Annotated in this window: 15 protein-coding genes and 1 tRNA gene; 12 read left to right on the forward strand and 4 right to left on the reverse strand. The window is 53.3% G+C overall.

What is annotated here, in order from left to right:
- Window positions 1–2 precede the first annotated feature (2 nt).
- The 3 genes from ACOCF6_RS14065 to ACOCF6_RS14075 all read left to right on the forward strand — a co-directional run bounded on the left by ACOCF6_RS14065 (window position 3) and on the right by ACOCF6_RS14075 (window position 5181).
- Window positions 3–2876, forward strand: coding sequence for an SLBB domain-containing protein (locus tag ACOCF6_RS14065; RefSeq protein ID WP_482460962.1), 2874 nt, complete (start codon window positions 3–5; stop codon window positions 2874–2876).
- Window positions 2877–2885: 9 nt separating this feature from the next.
- The gene (locus ACOCF6_RS14070; protein ID WP_482460963.1) at window positions 2886–4100 is read left to right on the forward strand and encodes a GumC family protein; all 1215 of its coding nucleotides are present in this window, start codon (window positions 2886–2888) and stop codon (window positions 4098–4100) included.
- 148 nt (window positions 4101–4248) lie between these two features.
- Window positions 4249–5181: a cation diffusion facilitator family transporter gene (locus tag ACOCF6_RS14075; protein ID WP_482460964.1), complete on the forward strand. Its 933-nt coding sequence runs from the start codon at window positions 4249–4251 to the stop codon at window positions 5179–5181.
- Window positions 5182–5415: 234 nt separating this feature from the next.
- On the opposite strand, the gene ACOCF6_RS14080 is transcribed toward ACOCF6_RS14075, so the two are convergent.
- Window positions 5416–5802, reverse strand: a complete 387-nt coding sequence (locus tag ACOCF6_RS14080; protein WP_482460965.1) for a DUF6982 domain-containing protein — start codon at window positions 5800–5802, stop codon at window positions 5416–5418.
- 373 nt (window positions 5803–6175) lie between these two features.
- Between ACOCF6_RS14080 and ACOCF6_RS14085 the strand changes: the two genes are divergently transcribed.
- Genes ACOCF6_RS14085 through ACOCF6_RS14095 form a run of 3 tightly spaced genes read left to right on the forward strand, consistent with a single transcriptional unit; the run spans window position 6176 to window position 7909 of the window.
- Window positions 6176–6352, forward strand: coding sequence for a hypothetical protein (locus ACOCF6_RS14085; RefSeq protein ID WP_482460966.1), 177 nt, complete (start codon window positions 6176–6178; stop codon window positions 6350–6352).
- Window positions 6352–7170, forward strand: coding sequence for a dolichyl-phosphate beta-glucosyltransferase (locus tag ACOCF6_RS14090; protein WP_482460967.1), 819 nt, complete (start codon window positions 6352–6354; stop codon window positions 7168–7170). Before ACOCF6_RS14085 ends, ACOCF6_RS14090 begins: the two co-directional genes overlap by 1 nt.
- On the forward strand, window positions 7163–7909 hold the full coding sequence (locus ACOCF6_RS14095) for a class I SAM-dependent methyltransferase (protein ID WP_482460968.1): 747 nt from the start codon (window positions 7163–7165) through the stop codon (window positions 7907–7909). Before ACOCF6_RS14090 ends, ACOCF6_RS14095 begins: the two co-directional genes overlap by 8 nt.
- A gap of 148 nt (window positions 7910–8057) precedes the next feature.
- Here the strand turns inward: ACOCF6_RS14095 and ACOCF6_RS14100 are convergent.
- Window positions 8058–8144, reverse strand: a tRNA-Leu gene (locus tag ACOCF6_RS14100).
- A gap of 131 nt (window positions 8145–8275) precedes the next feature.
- On the opposite strand from ACOCF6_RS14100, the gene ACOCF6_RS14105 reads away from it, so the two are divergent.
- Window positions 8276–10759, forward strand: coding sequence for a TIGR03960 family B12-binding radical SAM protein (locus ACOCF6_RS14105; RefSeq protein ID WP_482460969.1), 2484 nt, complete (start codon window positions 8276–8278; stop codon window positions 10757–10759).
- 37 nt (window positions 10760–10796) lie between these two features.
- Complete coding sequence (locus ACOCF6_RS14110) at window positions 10797–12320, forward strand: Rne/Rng family ribonuclease (protein WP_482460970.1); 1524 nt, start codon at window positions 10797–10799, stop codon at window positions 12318–12320.
- A 77-nt stretch (window positions 12321–12397) separates the two neighbouring features.
- On the opposite strand, the gene ACOCF6_RS14115 is transcribed toward ACOCF6_RS14110, so the two are convergent.
- Together ACOCF6_RS14115 and ACOCF6_RS14120 are read right to left on the reverse strand one after the other, a co-directional pair.
- Window positions 12398–12583: a ribbon-helix-helix domain-containing protein gene (locus tag ACOCF6_RS14115; RefSeq protein ID WP_482460971.1), complete on the reverse strand. Its 186-nt coding sequence runs from the start codon at window positions 12581–12583 to the stop codon at window positions 12398–12400.
- Window positions 12584–12800: 217 nt separating this feature from the next.
- Window positions 12801–15071, reverse strand: coding sequence for a sigma 54-interacting transcriptional regulator (locus ACOCF6_RS14120; RefSeq protein ID WP_482460972.1), 2271 nt, complete (start codon window positions 15069–15071; stop codon window positions 12801–12803).
- Window positions 15072–15368: 297 nt separating this feature from the next.
- On the opposite strand from ACOCF6_RS14120, the gene rplU reads away from it, so the two are divergent.
- The 4 genes from rplU (at window position 15369) to ACOCF6_RS14140 (ending at window position 19189) form a co-directional block, all read left to right on the forward strand.
- Entirely contained in the window at window positions 15369–15677 is a 309-nt protein-coding gene (gene rplU, locus ACOCF6_RS14125) for a 50S ribosomal protein L21 (protein WP_482460973.1), read from the forward strand.
- Window positions 15678–15709: 32 nt separating this feature from the next.
- Window positions 15710–15964, forward strand: a complete 255-nt coding sequence (gene rpmA / locus ACOCF6_RS14130; protein WP_482460974.1) for a 50S ribosomal protein L27 — start codon at window positions 15710–15712, stop codon at window positions 15962–15964.
- A 199-nt stretch (window positions 15965–16163) separates the two neighbouring features.
- Entirely contained in the window at window positions 16164–18251 is a 2088-nt protein-coding gene (locus ACOCF6_RS14135; RefSeq protein WP_482460975.1) for a methyl-accepting chemotaxis protein, read from the forward strand.
- A gap of 110 nt (window positions 18252–18361) precedes the next feature.
- Window positions 18362–19189, forward strand: a complete 828-nt coding sequence (locus tag ACOCF6_RS14140) for a response regulator (protein WP_482460976.1) — start codon at window positions 18362–18364, stop codon at window positions 19187–19189.
- Window positions 19190–19236 lie beyond the last annotated feature (47 nt).

A 19236-nucleotide genomic window follows, 5' to 3' on the forward strand; every position in this document is an offset into this window, starting at 1 on the left:
GGATGAACATGTTGATTGTACGAGCACTGATGTGTTTCTGGGTTCTGGCGCTTGCCGGCATGTCCTATGCCGCACCGAATGAAGATGTGCGCATGAATTGGGACAAGGAATCTGGTGGAGGCACGAATTCGAACCCATTGCGGTCTGGCAGTCTGTCACCTGCGGGCAATGTAAGTGATGAAACCCTGATGCGCCTGCTTGAGAGCCGTCGCGATCAAAAAAATCAGGAAGAACTGACAGACGGAACCCGGGATGCACTGATTAATGCGAGTAAGGGGATCAGTGACAACCGCTTGAATAACGCAAACAAACCGCAGCTGGTGCTGAAAGTCGAGCCGGGTGATGGGCTGGTAAAATTGACCTGGAAAATGATTAATCCACCCGTTAAGAGTGGCAACCAGCCCTTGCGATACAGTATCCGCTACGGCATGGAGTCGGAAAAACTGATCAAGACACTGAATGTAGGTACTACTGATGCTTATACGCTGCGAGAGCTGAAAAACAACCAGCCCTATTATGTACAGATCGTGGCAAGTGATCGTGAAAAACTGGTTTTGTACAAGTCTGATGAAATAAAGGTGATCCCCTTGCCGGCGGAGGAGCAGGACTCCCGTCTGGAAAAGGCATTTTCCAAAAAGACTCAGACACTAATGGATAAAAACGAACCGGAAAAGTTCGTGCGCGAGTTGCAACAGTTTGGCTATGTTTTTTTCAAAAACAGTTCTCAGACGCAGGGCGCCATGGACTCTTTGCCGGTAGGCAACGATTATATCCTTGGTCCGGGAGATTCGCTCAGCTTGAGTATCTGGGGGGCCATTAATGCCCGCCATGAGCTGGCTGTTGATCGCAACGGCGAAATCATGATTCCGAATGTCGGTATGATCAAGGTCTGGGGGCTTTCTTACGAACAGGGCCGGGATGTCATCAATAAAGCCATAGGGCGCTATTACAAAAATTACGAGATGAGCCTGACGCTCGGACGTTTGAGGACGATCCAGGTCTTTGTGGTTGGAGAAGTTGAATCGCCGGGCAGCTATTCGGTCAGTTCGATGTCCACAGTCATAAATGCCTTGTCAGCAGCCGGAGGGCCTTCGCGAAATGGCTCGTTACGAACGATTAAGATTTCGCGTAACGGGCAGGCACCACAGGATGTTGATCTTTACGATATATTTCTTTCCGGTGACCGCAGCAAGGATGCCCGTCTCCAGAATGGCGACACCATCTTTGTGCCGGTGATCGGACCGGTAGTCGCTGTGGCCGGAGAGGTGCGCCGTCCGGCCATATACGAACTCAAGGGCGCCGCAACACTTCCTGATGTGCTCAAGATGGCTGGTGGCGTATCTGCAACCGGCTTTATCGGCCGCATTCAGATCGAACGTGTGATGAACAACAGTGAACGGGTCGTACTTGACTACGGAACGAAGGATGGCAGTGTCGACACCTCTCTGGGAACTATCCAGGTGGCAGATCGTGACATGGTCAAGGTCTTCCCGGTTGAGGAGGCGACCCGCCAGGTGGTCAGTCTGAAGGGTAATGTGCTTCGTCCCGGCGAATACCAGTACCGGAAAGGGATGCGGCTGGTCGATCTGATTCCCGGTTTTCAGGCCCTGTTGCCCGAGTCGTACCTGGAGTCGGTTGAAATTACCCGCCTGGCGCCCCCTGATTTTCACAGGGAACTGTTGACCGCAAACCTGCGCCGGGCTGTCGGCGGCAGTGAAGCTGACAATATTTTGCTACAGGAGCAGGATGTTGTGAAGGTTTTTTCACGTTGGGAGATGGAGGAAAAACCGCAGGTGTCCGTCAATGGTGCGGTCGTTGCTCCCGGTACCTATGACTTCTACCCCGGCATGACGGTACGGGATCTGATCACCGCAGCCGGCAGTCCGAAGCGAAATGCGTTTCTGGAAACAGGCGAGTTGAGCCGCATTGTGATCGTTGGCGACAAAGCCAATCCGAGCCGCTTGTCCCTGGACCTGTCTAAAGCGCTGGCCGGAGATCCCACGCATAACCTGGCGCTTCAATCGGATGACGTGCTGATTGTCCGGAGTGTTACGGATTGGTTCGACGCCTCCGACAAGTTTATTAACTTGAAGGGTGAGGTTCGCTTCCCGGGGGTCTACTCGGTTGCCCGTGGTGAAAAATTGAGTTCTGTCATTGCCCGGGCCGGCGGCTATTCCGATCGAGCCTATCTGCGCGGTGCAAAATTTCTGCGCCGCTCTGTGCGTGAGAGCCAGCAGGTCAGGATGGATGAAATCGTCGCACGGACGGAGAAGGAGATTCTGCAGAAGCAGGTCTCACTGTCCGCGGTGTCTTCTTCACGGGATGAGCTTGAAGCCACCAAGGCCGCACTGGATGGCCTGATGAAAAGTGTCGAGAAGATGAAGACTTTGAGGGCCGAGGGGCGGGTCGTGATCCGGCTTACTCCCCTTGAAGAGTTACAAAAGAGCAGTTTTGATATAGTTGTAGAGGGGGGCGACGAGCTGGAGATCCCGGCCCGTCCCAGCGTCGTCAGCGTGCTGGGACTGGTCTACAATCCGATCTCGTTTGTCCATCAGCCGGAGGCTTCCGATGTCGGCACCTATCTGAAAAAAGCGGGTGGCCCGACCAATGATGCCGACACGTCAGAAATGTATGTCATCAAGGCCGACGGCACCGTATTCAGCAATCAACAGTCCTCCTTCGGACTGAGCTGGAACGAGAATGACCGCCGCTGGACCTTTGGCGGATTCACGGCATCCACACTTGAACCGGGGGATACCCTGGTCGTGCCGCAGAAGATCGAGCGGATTGCCTGGATGCGTGAAATCAAAGATATCACAACAATTTTAGCGAATATTGCCCTGACTGCAGGCACTGTTCTGATTGGCCTGAGATAGGGGTGGAATATGAATGAACAGCCATACGTAAACGCAACAGATGAAAGCTGTGACGAAGACGAGATCAACCTGCTGGAACTGCTGCGGGTGCTTGTCAGGCGCAAAATGTTGATTATAAAAGCCTGCACAGCCGCCATAGTTCTGTCGGTCTGTTATTCACTGGCCCTGGACAATATCTACACCGCAACAAACCGATTTCTTCCACCGCAAAAAGAGAGCTCGAGCGCCGCTTTTTCCGCGCTGCTGTCTCAGGCAGGCGGCTTGGCGGGTCTTGCCGGCGGCGGCATGGGAGGTTCTGCCGATCTGTATCTGGGGATCATCAAAAGTCGTTCCGTGGCCGATGCAGTTATCAAGCGCCTTGATCTTCAGAAGGAATTCAAGAAAAAAAACATTGATGATACGCGTAAGGCTCTTGAAGGTGTTGTTACGTTCAAGTCGAGTAAAGATGGTATTATTACTGTTTCTGCAAATAGCAAGGACCCCCAGAAAGCAGCCCTGCTGGCCAACACCTTCGTAGATGAACTTATTCGGCGAAGCATACAGCTCTTTCTTGTAAAAGCCGGGGGTGAACGGCAGTTTCTGGAAAAACGCCTGGAGGTTGTCAAACAGGAACTCAAAAAAGCCGAGAATGATTTGCGGGCGTTTCAGGAAAAATACAAGACGATCAAGGTTGATACCCAGGCTGCGGTTGCCATTGAAGGGATCGCCCGCATCAAAGCCGAGATTGTGTATAAAGAGGTTCAGCTGGCTTCCCTGAGTAATTCCAGAACAGGCGAAAGCAGTGATGTAAAGGCGTTGCAGGCTGCTATTTCAAAATTAAAGAGCCAGATGGGCACCATGGTCGGCAGCGGCGGGGCTGACAACATTATTCCAGCCGCTGGAAATGTACCGGCTCTGGGAGTCGAGTATCTCCGCAAGACGCGTGATCTGAAGATACAGGAAGCTGTCTTCGAACAGCTCACCAAGCAGTATGAAGTGGCAAAAATAAATGAAAATAAAGATACTTCGACACTCCAGATTCTGGATGAAGCCGTGGCTCCGTCAAAGAAAAGCAAGCCCAGACGTTCACTCATTGTCCTGTTGTCAACATGCACCACTTTTTTTATTTCAATTGTGGTCATCTTCGTACAGGAGCATATCTCAAAGTTGTCTCCCGAAGATGCCGAAATTATAAGGGATATCAAGCAGTCTTTGCGGATCAGAAAACGCGATGCAAAAGTATGATGTTTTCCAGGATCACGTGATAGTTATCAGTGTAATCTTTTCTTGGCCGAAATAATGAAGGCCGGTTCGATACGACCGGCCTTCGCTAATTTCAGCTTATTACCATATTGATCTTTAATCAGATTGGCCGCAGGCCGGAGAGAGAAGCATGCCGCATGTTGACCAGAGCATTTCGCGACGTCTGATTTTCGCCATCATACTGACCGCTATAACGCTGGTGGCAGAGGTTGTCGGGGGACTCTGGTCCAATTCCTTGGCGCTCCTTTCCGATGCCGGTCATGTATTTCTGGACCTGTTTGCCCTGCTGCTTTCTCTGGGTGCGATCAAACTGGCCGCCCAGCCTTCCAGCGATCGGCATTCCTACGGCCTGCACCGGGCCGAGGTGCTGGCTTCGCTGATCAATGGCCTGACGGTCTTTATCATGGCGCTCGGCATTCTGTACGAAGGGAGCAAGCGGTTAATCTCCCCGGAGGAGGTCAAGACGCTCCCGATGCTGGTCATTGCGGTTCTGGGGCTGATTGCCAACCTGCTGGCCGCCAGGGCGCTGCACGGGCATTCCCACGACGATCTGAACGTGCGCAGTGCCTTTCTGCATGTGCTTGGTGATGCGGCCGCCTCGGTGGGTGTGATTGCCGGAGCAATCCTGATGCGCTACACCGGCTGGTATCAGGCCGATCCGCTGATCTCCATCGCCATCGGTCTCCTGATTCTGGTGGGGGCCGGACGTCTGCTGCGCGAGGCTGTTCATATCCTGATGGAAGGCGTGCCGCGCGGCCTGTCCATTGAAATGGTGGCAGCCCATATTCGCGGGGTCGAAGGCGTGCTGGATGTCCACCATCTCAACCTGTGGGCGGTCTGCTCACACATCTTCGCCCTCTCGGCACATATTGAAATCGAACCTGCCTATGACGGGAAGCGCAGTCAGTTGCTGCACATCATCGAGCATGAATTGCAGCACACATTCCACATTACCCACACCACCATCCAGCTTGACTGCTCCGACTGCAATGGGGGCCCTCTGATCAAAGAGTTGAGCCATACAAGGCGGCAGACGGTCTGCAGTGGTCATGACCACACCTGATCAAACACCCCCGCATCCAAAAGAATAACGTCCCCGTCTGACATGAAGCACTTTGGATGAAGTATTCTGCTATGCGGCAGTGCCGGGAACAAGGTGGATTGCATGTGAGAGCGGACGGGCGGAGTATTTCTGAGACTTAACGCCTGAAAAAAGATCGCCCGTTATCGAAGGTATCGATAGTTCGGGCGACCCGGTTGACACTGTGCATCAGAATTTGAGAGCCAGGCATGCTTATTATATAAAACTGGCCACGCTGGTTGCATTCGTTACGACAAATACTTTTTCATTGTTGCTGTCAGGATCAGCTGGAAAGACGATAAAGATATCCCGGTTGGGAGAATATCCCTGTGTGTAGCCGACCAATGTTTCGCCATCTTTGAACTGGACCTTGATCTTTCTGCCTAAATTGATTCGTTCAATATCATAATTTTCCTGGTAGGCGGGATTTCCGTCGTAGCATTTTACAAAATAGACCGCCTTCAGGTGAAAAATGTCGATTTCCTGAATAAGGCCGCTGTCCTTGTCCTTGAGGTGAAAAACGGACTTGTTGGGAAACAGGTCGGCAGTGGTGCCCTTCAGAACCTTACCATCGGTAAAACGGACGATTATCCGATTCTGCATCGTGCCCCCTCTGTGGTGCGATTCTATTGTATAAACAGTGTGGTATCAGATCACTGCGTAATGAAACCGGGTAGATGTTTACGCTCTCTGAACGTCGATGTCCTAAGCAGTTCAACCGTTTTTCATTTCCTGACGACATTTTATTACCATGTTTTATGAGCGGATGCAATGGAGACTGTCAGGCAGAAAAACTGTACAGGGGTGAATCACTGTTGGCATGGCGCCAGGCTGTGGGGTACTGTTTTTTCCAGCTGTTCAACAATTGGCGTTGACGCCGACAAAGGCGGAGTGGTAATTCTTTGATAGTTTACCCATGACACCTTCATGCGGGAGCAAAGGCTGCGTACCATTTCTGTTCACCGGATACCAACCCATGACCAACTCAGTAATTCCGGGGCCGAAGCCCCCGTATCACTATTCCCAGGACGGGGGACGCTTCGATGACAAGCCTTATTCGCCGCCGTCGGGGATGGAGCTGGTGTATGTCGGACAGGAACCGGGCGGATTGCCCTATATCGTGTACCGATTTCATTCGGAAGCAGTACGTTGATGTCTGCAGCCAGTCCACTTCCGGTCACTACGGCGAACGTCTCCGCACGTACTGCTGCGGACCATGATCACAGGACATCACTCTCGGTCATCATTCCAGCCTTCAACGAGGCCAACCGGCTGCCCGTGTACTTGAACCGGGTGCTACGCTATCTGGCCGACAGCGGCAGATCCCATGAGATCATTGTGGTGGATGACGGCAGCAGCGACCGGACCGCAGCCGTTGTAAGCGATCTCGCGACGGAATATCCGTGCCTCCGCTTGCTGCAGCTGGAAGAAAACCGCGGCAAGGGCTTTGCCGTCAAAACCGGTATGCTGGCCGCTTCCGGAGATCTGCGATTGTTTGCCGATGCCGACGGCGCCACCCCTATCGAGGAATGTGAACGGCTCCAGCAGGCGGTGCGCGGCGGCGCCGACATCGTCATCGGCTCGCGGGCACTGAAAAGCACCGATACGGCGGTCCAGGGCAAATTGCACCGCAAGATCATGGGAACGGCCTTTAACGGTATCGTCAGAAGCCTGGCGCTGGACGGAATCCGGGACTCTCAGTGCGGTTTCAAGCTGTTCCGGGGCGCTGTTGCGGAAGAGCTGTTCTCGCGGCAGCGCATCGACGGTTTCGGTTTTGATCTGGAAATTCTCTTTCTGGCACAGTGCCGCGGCTATAGCATTGCCGAAATCCCGGTCAACTGGACCGACATCACCGGGACCAAGGTCCGGTTGTTCAGGGATTCGGTCCGCATGTTCCTTGATGTTCTGAGGGTCCGCTTCAACTTCATGCGGGGAAACTACCGCGCGGAAAGAGTATTGACTCGTGAATGATGACGAATATGCCCGCAGGTACCAGATGGAGGAGCGCCATTGGTACTTCTGGGGCAAACGCCGTATAATTATTGACCTGTTGTTGCGCCACGTTGCCGGGACCAGAGGCCTCGTGCTGGAAGCCGGCTGCGGCACCGGCAGAATGATCGGGGAACTGGCGCGTTTCGGTGAAGTCTATGCAATGGACGTCTTCACTGAGGCCCTGCAGTATTGCGCGGGACGTGGCTGCGCCAATCTGCTGCAAGGTTCGGTTGCCCAATTGCCGTTCAAGGCTGCAATGTTTGATCTGGTGACTTCACTGGATGTCATTGAGCATGTGGAGGATGATCAGGCTGCCCTGATTGAGCTGTACCGTGTGCTCAAGCCGGGAGGGAGTCTGGTGGTGACGGTGCCCGCCTATATGCTGCTTTGGAGTCAGCACGATATTGCCCTGCATCACAAACGGCGCTATACCATGGCCGGTTTGCAGGAAAAGTTGCAGAGGGCCGGCTTTACGGTCACCAGGATCAGCGCCTTCAATTTCTTCGTCTTCCCGGCGGTAGCGCTGCTGAGGGTCTCACGGCGGCTGTTCGGCTGCCGTGCCGAGGTTGCCGACACGAACGAACTCCCGTTATCCCCGGCTAACAACCTCATGTATGGGATCATGGCCCTGGAGAGCATGCTGATCCGCTGCCTTCGCCTCCCCTTCGGGGTGTCGATCATCTGTCTGGCCCGGAAAGAGTCCGACAGAATTATGTAAGCATACCCGGGGAAACGCGGCGAGTGGAACCGGAATAGTGTCGGAAATATTTTTATATTTGGTGTGTGGGTACTACGGATGGGTGCGAACCGCTGTACAGATGCACAAAAAAAGGGTTTCCAGCAGTTGCTGAAAACCCTTAATTTTTTGGTGCCCGGAACTAGACTCGAACTAGCACACCCTTGCGAGCACAAGAACCTGAATCTTGCGTGTCTACCAATTCCACCACCCGGGCGACAGAATGAAACTTATACCATCACATAAAAACGGATGCAACAAAAAAAATGGTATTTCCCTTGCCAATGTTACGCGCGATTTGATACAGTTCGGAACTCACCAATTTTATTATAGGAACTCCATTCAAACATGAATCTCCTTGCTGTTGAAAAACCAGCCCGCTACATGGGCGGCGAAATGGGCTCTATCCGCAAGGATGTCGCCGACTTGCGCATTGCGCTGGCCTTCCCTGATGTTTATGAAGTTGGTATGAGCCATCTTGGGCTGCGTATCCTGTATCATGTGCTTAACGGCGTTGAAGGCATCGCCGCCGAACGGGTCTTTGCGCCCTGGCCGGATATGGAACAGCAGATGAGTGATTCCGGCGAGCGGTTGTCAACACTGGAAACCGCAACCCCTCTGGCTGACTGTGACATTATCGGCTTTACCCTTCAGTACGAGCTCTCCTACACGAACATCCTCAATATGCTCCGTTTGGCGGGTGTGCCGCACTATGCGTCCGACAGGGGTGAAGACTCTCCACTGGTGATCGCCGGCGGCCCCTGCGCCTACAACCCTGAGCCGCTGGCACCTTTTTTCGATGCTGTTCTGCTGGGAGATGGCGAAGAGGCGGTCCTGGAGATCGCCGCAGCCGTTCGTCTGGCTAAGCAGCAGGGTGAGCAAAGGTCTCAGCTGCTGGAGCGACTGTCCAAGATCGAAGGGGTCTATGTCCCCGCCTTTTTCGAGCCGAGCTACAACCCGGATGGCACCCTAGCCGGGATTGAAGTGCGTGCCGGTGGAAAGGCCACTGTCCGCCGCCGCTTTCTCGGTGATCTGGACTCCGCACCGTTTCCGACTGAAACGGTGGTGCCTTTCATGAAAACGGTGCACGACCGGGTTGCCATTGAAATTGCCCGGGGATGTACGCGCGGTTGCCGGTTCTGTCAGGCCGGATATGTGTACCGCCCGCTGCGGGAGCGTTCTCCGGCAACAATTCTGAAGGTGGCGGAAGATTCCCTGCGTGCCACCGGATATGATGAAATTTCGTTACTCTCTCTCTCGACCGGTGACTATTCCTGCGTTGCACCGTTACTGACGGAGTTGATGACCCGTTTTGCTCATGACCGTATCGCGGTGTCGCTGCCGTCTCTGCGTGTCGGCACGCTGACCGAGGGTTTGATTGATGAGATAAAAAAGGTGCGCAAGACCGGTTTTACCCTGGCCCCTGAAGCGGGCAGCGAGCGGATGCGCAGGGTGATCAATAAGGGGATTACCGAGGCTGATCTGCTGGAGACCGCCTTCAATGTCTATCGCGCCGGATGGCGTACCATCAAGCTCTACTTCATGATCGGGCTGCCCGGTGAAGCGACTGAAGATGTGCAGCAGATCGCCGGCCTGGCCCGTCAGGTAAAAGATCAGGCCAAGCGTTCGGGCAATCCGGGCGAGGTCAATGTTTCCGTCAGCAACTTTGTCCCCAAGGCGCACACACCATTTCAATGGGAAGCGCAGATAGCTACCGATGAGATATTGGAGAAACAGTACCTGCTGCACACGGAGCTTAAGAAGCGCAAGCTGCGTTTAAAGTGGCACGATGCGCCGCTCTCTTTCATGGAGGGGGTCTTTGCCCGCGGTGATCGTCGGCTGGCACCCGTGATTGCGCGTGCTGTGGAGTTGGGCTGCCGCTTCGACGGTTGGGGAGACCACTTTTCCCTGGAGCGTTGGCTGCAGGCTTTTGCTGAGTGCGGGATCCAACCGGAGTGGTATCTGCGCCGGCGGGAGCTGGATGAAATCCTGCCATGGGACCACCTGGACTGTGGTGTCACGCGTGAATTTCTGCTCAAGGAACGGGAACTGGCGTTGGGCGAAGCAGCCACGGCGGATTGTCGTCATGGTTCCTGTAGTGCCTGCGGTGTCTGCGATTTCAGTGCCGTGACAAACCGGCTTTCTGATGCTGCGGTCATACCTGAACGTGCAGAGCCCATTGCTCACGAATCATCACCTGCCCGCATGCGCCTTCGTTTCGGCAAATCCGGAGCGATGCGCTACCTCAGTCATCTTGAATTGCTGACCGTCTTTACCCGGGCTGTAAGTAAAGCCGGGGTTCCGATTCTTTTCTCGCAAGGTTTCCACCCCCATCCCCGTTTTTCCTTTGCTACCGCAACGTCGGTCGGCGTTGAATCCGTGGCCGAATATATGGATATGTTTGTGGAAGACGGGATTCCGGCAGAGGAGGTTCTGTGCCGGCTCAATGTCGTGCTTCCGCTTGGATTGAAGATCCTGGAAGTGGAACAGGTTGACGTCAAATCACCATCCCTCTCAACCTTGATAGACAAGACCCGTTACCGTATAACCTTTAATGAAGGCTGTATAGAGGGGTTGTCGGAGCTATGTGTGCAGTTTATGGCACACACCGAGTTCGTCATTCAGCGGAAAAAGAAGGGCGAGATCCAGTCGGTTGATCTGCGCGGCGAGGTGGCTGCCCTCAACGTGACAGGGTCAGTCGTCGAGTTGGTGGCCGGACGGGGCAAGCCGGTCGAGTTTGCCCGGGCAATTACGGGGAAGGACACCCTGCAGGCTGACGACATCCGGATAGAAAAACTGGAAGTTATATTCAATAACGCGCCCATACAATAACTGGTTACGTCTATATTTCAGATACAGGAGTTCAATCATGGCAGCAGAACTGGTTATCAATGCCTCTTCTCATGAAACGCGCATAGCGCTGATTGAGAACGGCACTATTGCGGAGCTGTATATCGAGCGTAGCCGCGAAAAGGGCATTGTCGGAAATATCTATAAAGGGCGCGTAATCAGGGTATTACCCGGTATGCAGGCCGCCTTCGTCGATATCGGCATGGAAAAGGCCGCCTTTTTGTATGTGGCTGATGTGTTTGATGCAATTGAGGAATACGAATCCCTGCTGGATGATGGCAAGAAAGACCATGAGGTGAACGGCGACCAGCCGCCACCGACCCATCCGGATTTCAAGCCGCTGCATCCCATTGAAGATCTGCTACAGGAAGGTCAGGAACTGTTGGTGCAGGTTTCCAAGGAGCCGCTTGGCACCAAGGGCGCCCGCATTACCTCGCATATCTCCCTGCCCGGGCGTCATCTGGTGTATATGCCCACGGTGGATCACATCGGCATCTCGCGCCGCATCGAAGATGAAGAGGAGCGGGAGCGACTCCGGGAAATTGTTGACCGTCTCAAGCAGAGCGGATCGGGCTATATTGTCAGAACCGTTTCCGAAGGCAAGAGCGAGGAAGACCTGCTGTCGGATATGCAGTACCTCTCGACCCTGTGGGCTGAAATCGCCAAGCGCAAGGATAATGCCTCCGCACCTTCGCTGGTGCACTCTGATCTGGATGTGGTTCAGAAGGTTGTGCGCGATATTGTCACGGAACAGGTTGACAAAATCGTGGTTGATTCCAAGCCGGATTATGATCGTATCGTGCAGTTCATAACCACTTTCGTTCCCAAGATGAAATACTCCATCGAGTTGTATGACGAAGAGGAGCCGATCTTCGATCATTTCGGTCTGGAGGTCGAGATCAGCCGCGCCCTGGGCAGGAAGGTCTGGCTCAAGTCCGGCGGCTACATCATCATCGAGCAGACAGAGGCATTAACGGCTGTTGATGTCAATACCGGGCGTTTTGTGGGGAAGCACAACCTGGAGGATACAATCCTCAAGACCAACCTGGAAGCGGTCAAGGAGATCTCCTACCAGCTGCGTTTGCGAAATATCGGCGGGATCATTATCATCGATTTCATTGATATGGAAAAAGAGGTCAACCGTGACAAAGTCTTTGCTGCTCTGGAAGAGGCGCTCAAGCCCGACAAATCCAAGACCAATATCCTGAAGATTTCGGAGCTGGGACTGGTGGAGATGACCCGTAAGCGTGTTCGGGAGAGTATCGGCCGGATGATGTGTGAGCCCTGTTCGTACTGTGAGGGCAGGGGCTACATCAAATCCAAGACCACTGTCTGTCACGAGATCTTCCGGGAATTGCGTCGTGAAATGTTGGATATTCGCGGCACCAAGGCCATGGTGACGGTACACCCCCAGGTTGCCGATCTGCTTTATGACGAGGAGCGGCGCGGGCTGGAGGAGTTGGAGAAAAAATTCAAAAAGCGGGTAACTGTTCGGGCCAAGCCCGGCTTTCATCAGGAGCAGTTTGAAATACTGATCAACTGATCCCGGATTGTTGGGGATACGCAAAAAGGCGAGGGGATTTCCCCCGCCTTTTTGCGTATCCATATGTTTGTTGCGGTTCAGGCCGCTTTGCGCTGCAGCTCGATCTGTCCGTAGTTGGCTGCAAAATATTCCATGGCCTCACGCATGATATCAGAAATACTCAGGTGGGTCTGGTCCATGAGATTTTCCAGATGCTCACGTTCCTCGTCACTGATCCGCATTGAAATAACATTGTAGCGTGGATTCTCTCTCATTCTGCCCATTTGTGTTTCCTCCTTATCTCGTTGTGTATGGTTTTGTGCTCTTTGTATGCACTGTTTCCTGTAGTAAATGCCATTTCTGTGCCAACAAAAACAAATATTTTTTTCGCGTTTAAAATCAAGCTGTTGTAAAATAGGACTGGACGAATCTTGTTGTGTAAACAGAATAAGTGTGCACTAAATGGCACACATGTGGCCAAAAGTATACACTGCTTTAAAACTACAAGGTGTCGCGTGTGACTTCGATGCCGTGTTTCTCAAGCAGGCGGTAAAATGTGCGGCGAGGGATATTGGCCTGCCGGGCAGCCTTGGCAACGTTTCCCCCTGTTTCCTCAAGGTATCGCCGGATAAGGTTCTTTTCTGTTCTGCTGACCTGCAGTTCCCGTTCTGCCTTGAAAGAGGCCCGTCTGCGGTTTACTGTATCGTCGGCGCAGCACTCATAGGTGTCGGCGAAAACGGTGGGCAGGTTTTCCAGTCTGATAACACCATCCTGGGCCAAGACCGAGGAGCGCTCGATGATATTCTGCATCTCGCGGATGTTCCCCGGCCAGGGATAGTGCTGCATCGCCTTGACAGCTCGTTCCTCAATGCCTGCTATATTCTTGTTCAGTTTTTTGCGGGCTTTATCCAGAAAATGATGGGCCAGGGCCGGTACTGAATCAATCCTGTTTCGCAGTGGCGGCAGCAGGATTGTGAACACGTTGAGCCGGTAGTAAAGGTCCTCGCGAAACCAGCCTTCCCGCACACCCAATTCCAGGTCCTTGTTGGTGGCGGCAATCAGCCGCACATTCACCTTTTTGGGTGAGGTGCTGCCGACTGGTCGCACTTCGCCAAGATCCAGCAGGCGCAGGAGTTCCGCCTGAAGTTTGGGGGTGATGTCCCCGATCTCGTCCAGAAAAATTGTGCCGCCGTCGGCTGCCTCGAAAAGGCCTTTTTTGTCTGCAATAGCACCGGTAAACGAACCCTTTTTGTGGCCGAACAGCTCGCTCTCCAGAAGTGAATCGGTAATGGTGGTGCAGTTTACTGTTGCCAGGGGCTTATCGTTGCGTTTGCTCAGACGGTGGATGGCGCGTGCAGTCAGTTCCTTGCCGGTGCCGGTTTCTCCGCGAATCAGTACGGTTGTCGGGGTTGGTCCGACCTGGCTGATCAGTTTTAATACCTCCTGAATTCCGTGGTCATCGCCAACGATCAGGTCATCGCCTGCCTGTCGGTCAAGCTCAAGTCGTACCAGTTCGTACTTCTGCATCAAGCGGCCGCGATCCTCTTCAATCTGCTGGATGTTGTGGGGCAGGCACATCGCGATATCAGCCAGCCCCTGGTGGACCGCAACCGCATGTTCGCGGCAGGTGCTGTAGCCGCAGGCCCTGCAGTTGAGCTCGTCCCCCTGTGCAAACTTGTTTGTGGAATGCAGGATGTGCTTGATATCGTCTTTGCCGGGACTGGGCAGCCGAAGGGATTTGTCGGAGTAGACGCGCTGCAGGCTGGGCAGTACGGTCGTTGAGCGGTAGTGTGGTGCAGTCACGTACGGCAATGCGCTTTTTGAATAATTGACGATCAGTTTGCGCTTGAAGAAGTGGTTGAGTTCCCTGTCACGGGCCGGGCCGTCTACGCAGCCGCCTTCACAAAAACGCAGATCAACGAAGGCGGGCTCAATGCGTCCCGCAGCCAGGTCGCGGATGATGCCGATGGTGTGGGATTCGCCCTCGCCGGTGACTGTTTCGGTGTCAAGGAAATCCTGTTCGATGCCGAATACCTTGAGTGGCCCCCCGGTCAGGGCAAAGAGTCGGCCGGCACCAGGATCGATGCCGTCGAATGGAACCACGCCGAGTGAGGCCGGATTGATCCCGCGACTTTTGAAAAGTTTGTCGATTTCCTGATAGGTCAGTACGACGTCAATTGCGCCGGCCGATTCTGCGGACTGTACCTCGAACTTTGCAGCGATGCAGCTGCTGAGGTAGACCACTTTGGTGTCGGCCCCCAGCACCCCCTTGATAAAGCGACCCATGGCGATCATTGGTGAAACGATACCCATCAGGTTGGGTAGCAGCGTGGGGTAGTGACGCTCTATCAGGTCAACCACTGCCGGGCAGTGGGATGATATTACCGGCAAGGATGCATCATGCAGGGTTTCTCGATAGCTGCTGGCGATCATGCGTGCCCCGTAGGCACCTTCATGGACCTCAAGAAAGCCCAGGCTTTTCAGTCCCGCTACCAACTGGCCGGGTGTGATGGCGTGGAAGAAAGCGGGAAACGAGCAGCCGAGAACAGCCACAACCGGAGCGCCCGAGGTCAGCAGTTCCTGTGTTCTGACCATGCGGTCAACAATCACCTTGGCTTTCTGAGGACAACTCAGGCAGTTGCCACAACCGATACAGCGGTCATATATGATTTGTGCAAAGCCCTGATCTACCTTGATGGCCTTGACCGGGCAGGTTCGCACGCAGGAATAACAACGGCGGCAACGCTCTTTGTATGTGACTATTGGTTCCATGCTGGCTCCATATGACAATTTTTATGTTTTCTGCTGCTCTCGTGTTGCAATAATCGTTTTGTGATGTGTGTGGAATTCCGGTGTTTGTGGGGTGAGACCTGTTGTAGTCTGCGTATCTTTTCAATTGTGCCATATATGGCACATTGTCGTAAACATAAAAAAGCAGTCGAATTTTATGTAGCTGTCCCGGGCAGATAATCTGATTAAATTGCTCATGTAAAATTTCTCCTTGACATGCAAAGCACACTTCACTATAGTCCATAACTCTTTTAAAAATGATTCTGGATGGAGATGGCTATGTACGCAGTGATTAAAACCGGTGGAAAACAATACAAAGTGGCTGAGGGCGAGTTTCTCAAGGTAGAAAAGCTTGAGGGTGAAATCGGCGACAAGATTGAATTTGCCGAAGTACTGATGATCGGTGGCGAGAAGCTTGCTATCGGTGCACCTGTTGTTGCCGGTGCAACCGTGACGGCCAAGATTGCTGCTCAGGGCAAGGATAAGAAGATTCTGGTGTTCAAGTCCAAGCGTCGCAAAGGTACCCGTAAGCTGCGTGGTCATCGTCAGCATAGAACGGTTCTCAAGATAGAAAAGATCAGCGCATAATCAACACGTAATTTTCCCGAGGAGATACGGAAATGGCACATAAGAAAGCAGGCGGAAGTTCACGTAACGGCAGGGACTCGGATGGACAGCGACTTGGATGTAAAAAATTCGGCGGTGAAATCGTAAAAGCCGGAAACATTATCTATCGTCAACGGGGCACACAGATTCATCCCGGAAACAATGTCGGTTGCGGCAAGGATTATACCCTGTTCGCTTTGATCGAAGGCATTGTCAAGTTCGAGCGTATGGGCAGGGACCGCAAAAAAGTTTCTGTATACCCAAACTAAGTTTGCTTGCGTAAAATTGAGCTTAATAGTCCGGAAGGTTTGCCTTCCGGACTTTTTTTGTGCGATGTACAAATGCAAAACAGTGTTTATAATGTATTTGCAGCAGCGCCTTGTTTAGGATATGGTTCATTAAAATGCCGGACTGCCTTGCGGCATTCTAACTCATTGAATTTCCGCGTTGTAGGGAAAGGACTCATACATGTTTAAATCCAAGCTCACCCGCAAGGTGCTTTTCATAATTGGAGCAACTCTTTTTGTCGGTTTTTCCGGACTGGGCGGGCTTTCCATCTATCTCGAATACAGTTCAACGATTGATCTGCAGAAGATCAATGCCCGCCAGTTGGTTACAACCGTGACCCACGATATCCTCAGCCAGATGATGAGAGGGGATATGAAGGAGTTCGCTAAAACGGTGGAGGAAATCAAGACCAAGGGCGGTATCGAAGGTATCAGGCTGTTTACTGCTGAGGGCAAAGAAATCGGCAGCGGCTCCGTGAATGAGGAGATGAGTAGCGCACTGGCGAACGGCAAAACGGTGGAGGTTGCCGAGAAAAAGGATGGGCACCGCGTACTCAGTCTGGCCGTGCCACTGGTCAACGAAGAGCGCTGCCGGGGGTGCCACAAGGATGGCGGCAAGTACGTAGGCGGGGTGATCCTGACAACATCCATGGAGGAGGGCTTCAAGAGTGCGCTCAAGCTGACACTGATCATGTCGGCAGTCGGGGCTTTCTTTTTCGTTGCCATGCTGAGTATGCTGTACCTGTTCTTTTCAAAAACAATCGTGTTCCAAATCGCTGAATTGTATAAGCAGCTGGGTGATCTGGCCGGCAGTGAAGGGGACCTTACCAAGGTGCTGCACATTCGCTCCGACGACGAGATCGGCCGTTTGGGCACCGAAGTCAATCTGCTGACCGCAAAAATCCGCACGACCATTTCCCTGCTCTACCAGCAGACCTGCCAGATCGGCTCAAGTGTTTGTGAACTGGCTGCCGGTACTGACCAGACATTGAAGATGACTCAGGACCAGAAGGATCAGTCCATGGCGGTTGCCGTGGCATCGGAAGAGATGGCCATGACCCTCAATGAGGTGGCCGGTAATACCCACCGGGCCGCGACGCTTTCCTCGGAAGTTGACGATGCTGCCCGCAGCGGTATGTCTGTTGTACTGGAAACCCGCGACTGTATGCAGCAGATCAGTGAGAGCGTCAATGGCACCCTGGACACCATCCGTCTGCTGGAAGACGCATCTTCCAAGATCGGCGAAATGGTTGTGCTGATCGAGGACATCGCCGATCAAACCAACCTGCTGGCCTTGAACGCCTCTATTGAAGCAGCTCGTGCGGGGGACGCCGGTAAAGGTTTTGCCGTGGTTGCCAGCGAAGTAAAGGGGCTGGCTGAAAAAACCACTCACTCCACGCGAGAGATCAAGCGGGTCGTGGCATCCATTCAACAGGAAAGCTGCAAGGCTGCCGACATGATTACCCGGGAAAACGTTCTCGTGCAAACCGGTCTGGTCAAGGCCGAACAGGCCCGCCAGCAGCTCGAGAATATTCAGGCCCATGCCGCTGAGTCACGTTCGATGATTGTGCAGATAGCGACCGCATCCGAGGAGCAGAGTGCCACAACGCAGGAAATCACGGAAAAGATCCACCATGTTTCCGAAGCGGCAACGGTTACCTTCTCGACCATGAAGGTCACCGCCGAGGCGTTTGGAAAATTCTCGGATGTTGTTGAACAGATCTACAGCACCGTGGGCAAGTTTTCGGTAGGAAACTACCATGACACGGTCAAGGGCTACATTCGCGAGATAGCGGAAGAAACGACAACAGCGATCGATGCGGCCTTGAAGGAGCGCTCTCTGACAATCGAGGCGCTGTTTGACAGAAATTATGTCCCTGTGCCCAAAACCGACCCGCAAAAATTCACGACTAAATTCGACAGCTTCTTTGACCGGATCATTTCCCCCATTCAGGAGAAGATTATTGCCCGCGACAGCAAGGTGCTCTTCGCCATCTGTGTCGACAACAATGGCTATGTGCCCTGCCATAACCTGCGCTACACCAAGCCGCTCACCGGCAATCCCGAGCAGGACAAGAATAACAATCGCACCAAGCGAATTTTCAATGACCGTACCGGTCTTCGCTGTGCCCGCAATACCGACGGTTTCCTGCTGCAGACCTACCGCCGGGATACGGGCGAGGTTCTCAACGATATGTCGCTGCCGCTGGAGATCAATGGCCGGCATTGGGGAGCAATACGAATCGGGTATCTGGTGCCGCGTGATTGATGATCGCCTGTGTTCATAGTCAGCTCTCATCACGATTGGCTGTAACTATAACGTGATCTGTGCTACATGTATCAGGCGTTGCACTGAATGATGAATCAGGGCGGATAGCTATGAAGCATCTGGGTGACATTCTGGTTGAGGCCGATATCATCAGCAAGAAAACGCTGGAGCGGGCTCTCGTACGTCAGCAGGAAGGCAAGATGCGCTTGGGCGCGGTGCTGGAGGAGATGGGAGTTATTACGGAGGAAGAGTTGGCCGAGGCGCTCGGGGCCCAGTTCAACTTCAAGACGATTAAAAGTTTTGTTAATCGCCCTTTCCCTCAGGAACTGCTGGATCTGCTCCCCTCCGATTTTGTCATGAAAAAACTGGTCTTTCCGCTCATGCAGAAAGATCTCATGCTGGCTGTAGCCATCACCGACCCCTTTGATATGGAAACGATCGAGATGCTGACCCGTATCACCGGCTTCCATATCATACCGGTCATCTCCACCCGCAAGGAGATTCTCGCCGCCGTATCCAAGTTTTATCTGAAGGGCGCCATCAGCTCCGAAGCAACTGATGCAATACTGGTCGTGGAAGATTCCTCTGCGGTGGCGGCCGTTATCCAGGCTGCCCTGACGAAGGAGGGCTTTACGGTTATTCTGGCCGTGGACGGCCTGGAGGGGCTCAAGTTGGCGATTTCAGAACGGCCGCGCCTGATCGTAACCGACTCGGTCATGCCGCGTATGGATGGATTCGGTCTGATGCGAGCTCTCAAAATCAATCCCATGACGTCGGAGATTCCGGTGATCATGCTGACTTCCAAGGCCTCAACTGAAGAAGAGCAGCGGGCCCTGGAATTCGGGTTCATCGATTTCATCCCCAAACCTGTCCAGCCGATGCGCGTTGTATCACGCGTCAAGCGTGTCCTGGAACTCACCAAAAAGTACAAGCGCTAACTAATCCTTCACCATTACCCCTGATAATCAGGATACGTGCGTTAACG

Source organism: Geobacter psychrophilus, from assembly GCF_056821595.1.

Coding starts and splice junctions, on each gene's coding strand:
- rplU (WP_482460973.1), top strand. CDS start 15,369: ATGTACGCAGTGATTAAAACCGGTGGAAAACAATACAAAGTGGCTGAG.
- ACOCF6_RS14105 (WP_482460969.1), top strand. CDS start 8,276: ATGAATCTCCTTGCTGTTGAAAAACCAGCCCGCTACATGGGCGGCGAA.
- ACOCF6_RS14065 (WP_482460962.1), top strand. CDS start 3: ATGAACATGTTGATTGTACGAGCACTGATGTGTTTCTGGGTTCTGGCG.
- ACOCF6_RS14085 (WP_482460966.1), top strand. CDS start 6,176: ATGACCAACTCAGTAATTCCGGGGCCGAAGCCCCCGTATCACTATTCC.
- ACOCF6_RS14080 (WP_482460965.1), bottom strand. CDS start 5,802: ATGCAGAATCGGATAATCGTCCGTTTTACCGATGGTAAGGTTCTGAAG.
- ACOCF6_RS14135 (WP_482460975.1), top strand. CDS start 16,164: ATGTTTAAATCCAAGCTCACCCGCAAGGTGCTTTTCATAATTGGAGCA.
- ACOCF6_RS14070 (WP_482460963.1), top strand. CDS start 2,886: ATGAATGAACAGCCATACGTAAACGCAACAGATGAAAGCTGTGACGAA.
- rpmA (WP_482460974.1), top strand. CDS start 15,710: ATGGCACATAAGAAAGCAGGCGGAAGTTCACGTAACGGCAGGGACTCG.
- ACOCF6_RS14120 (WP_482460972.1), bottom strand. CDS start 15,071: ATGGAACCAATAGTCACATACAAAGAGCGTTGCCGCCGTTGTTATTCC.
- ACOCF6_RS14090 (WP_482460967.1), top strand. CDS start 6,352: ATGTCTGCAGCCAGTCCACTTCCGGTCACTACGGCGAACGTCTCCGCA.
- ACOCF6_RS14140 (WP_482460976.1), top strand. CDS start 18,362: ATGAAGCATCTGGGTGACATTCTGGTTGAGGCCGATATCATCAGCAAG.
- ACOCF6_RS14075 (WP_482460964.1), top strand. CDS start 4,249: ATGCCGCATGTTGACCAGAGCATTTCGCGACGTCTGATTTTCGCCATC.
- ACOCF6_RS14115 (WP_482460971.1), bottom strand. CDS start 12,583: ATGGGCAGAATGAGAGAGAATCCACGCTACAATGTTATTTCAATGCGG.
- ACOCF6_RS14110 (WP_482460970.1), top strand. CDS start 10,797: ATGGCAGCAGAACTGGTTATCAATGCCTCTTCTCATGAAACGCGCATA.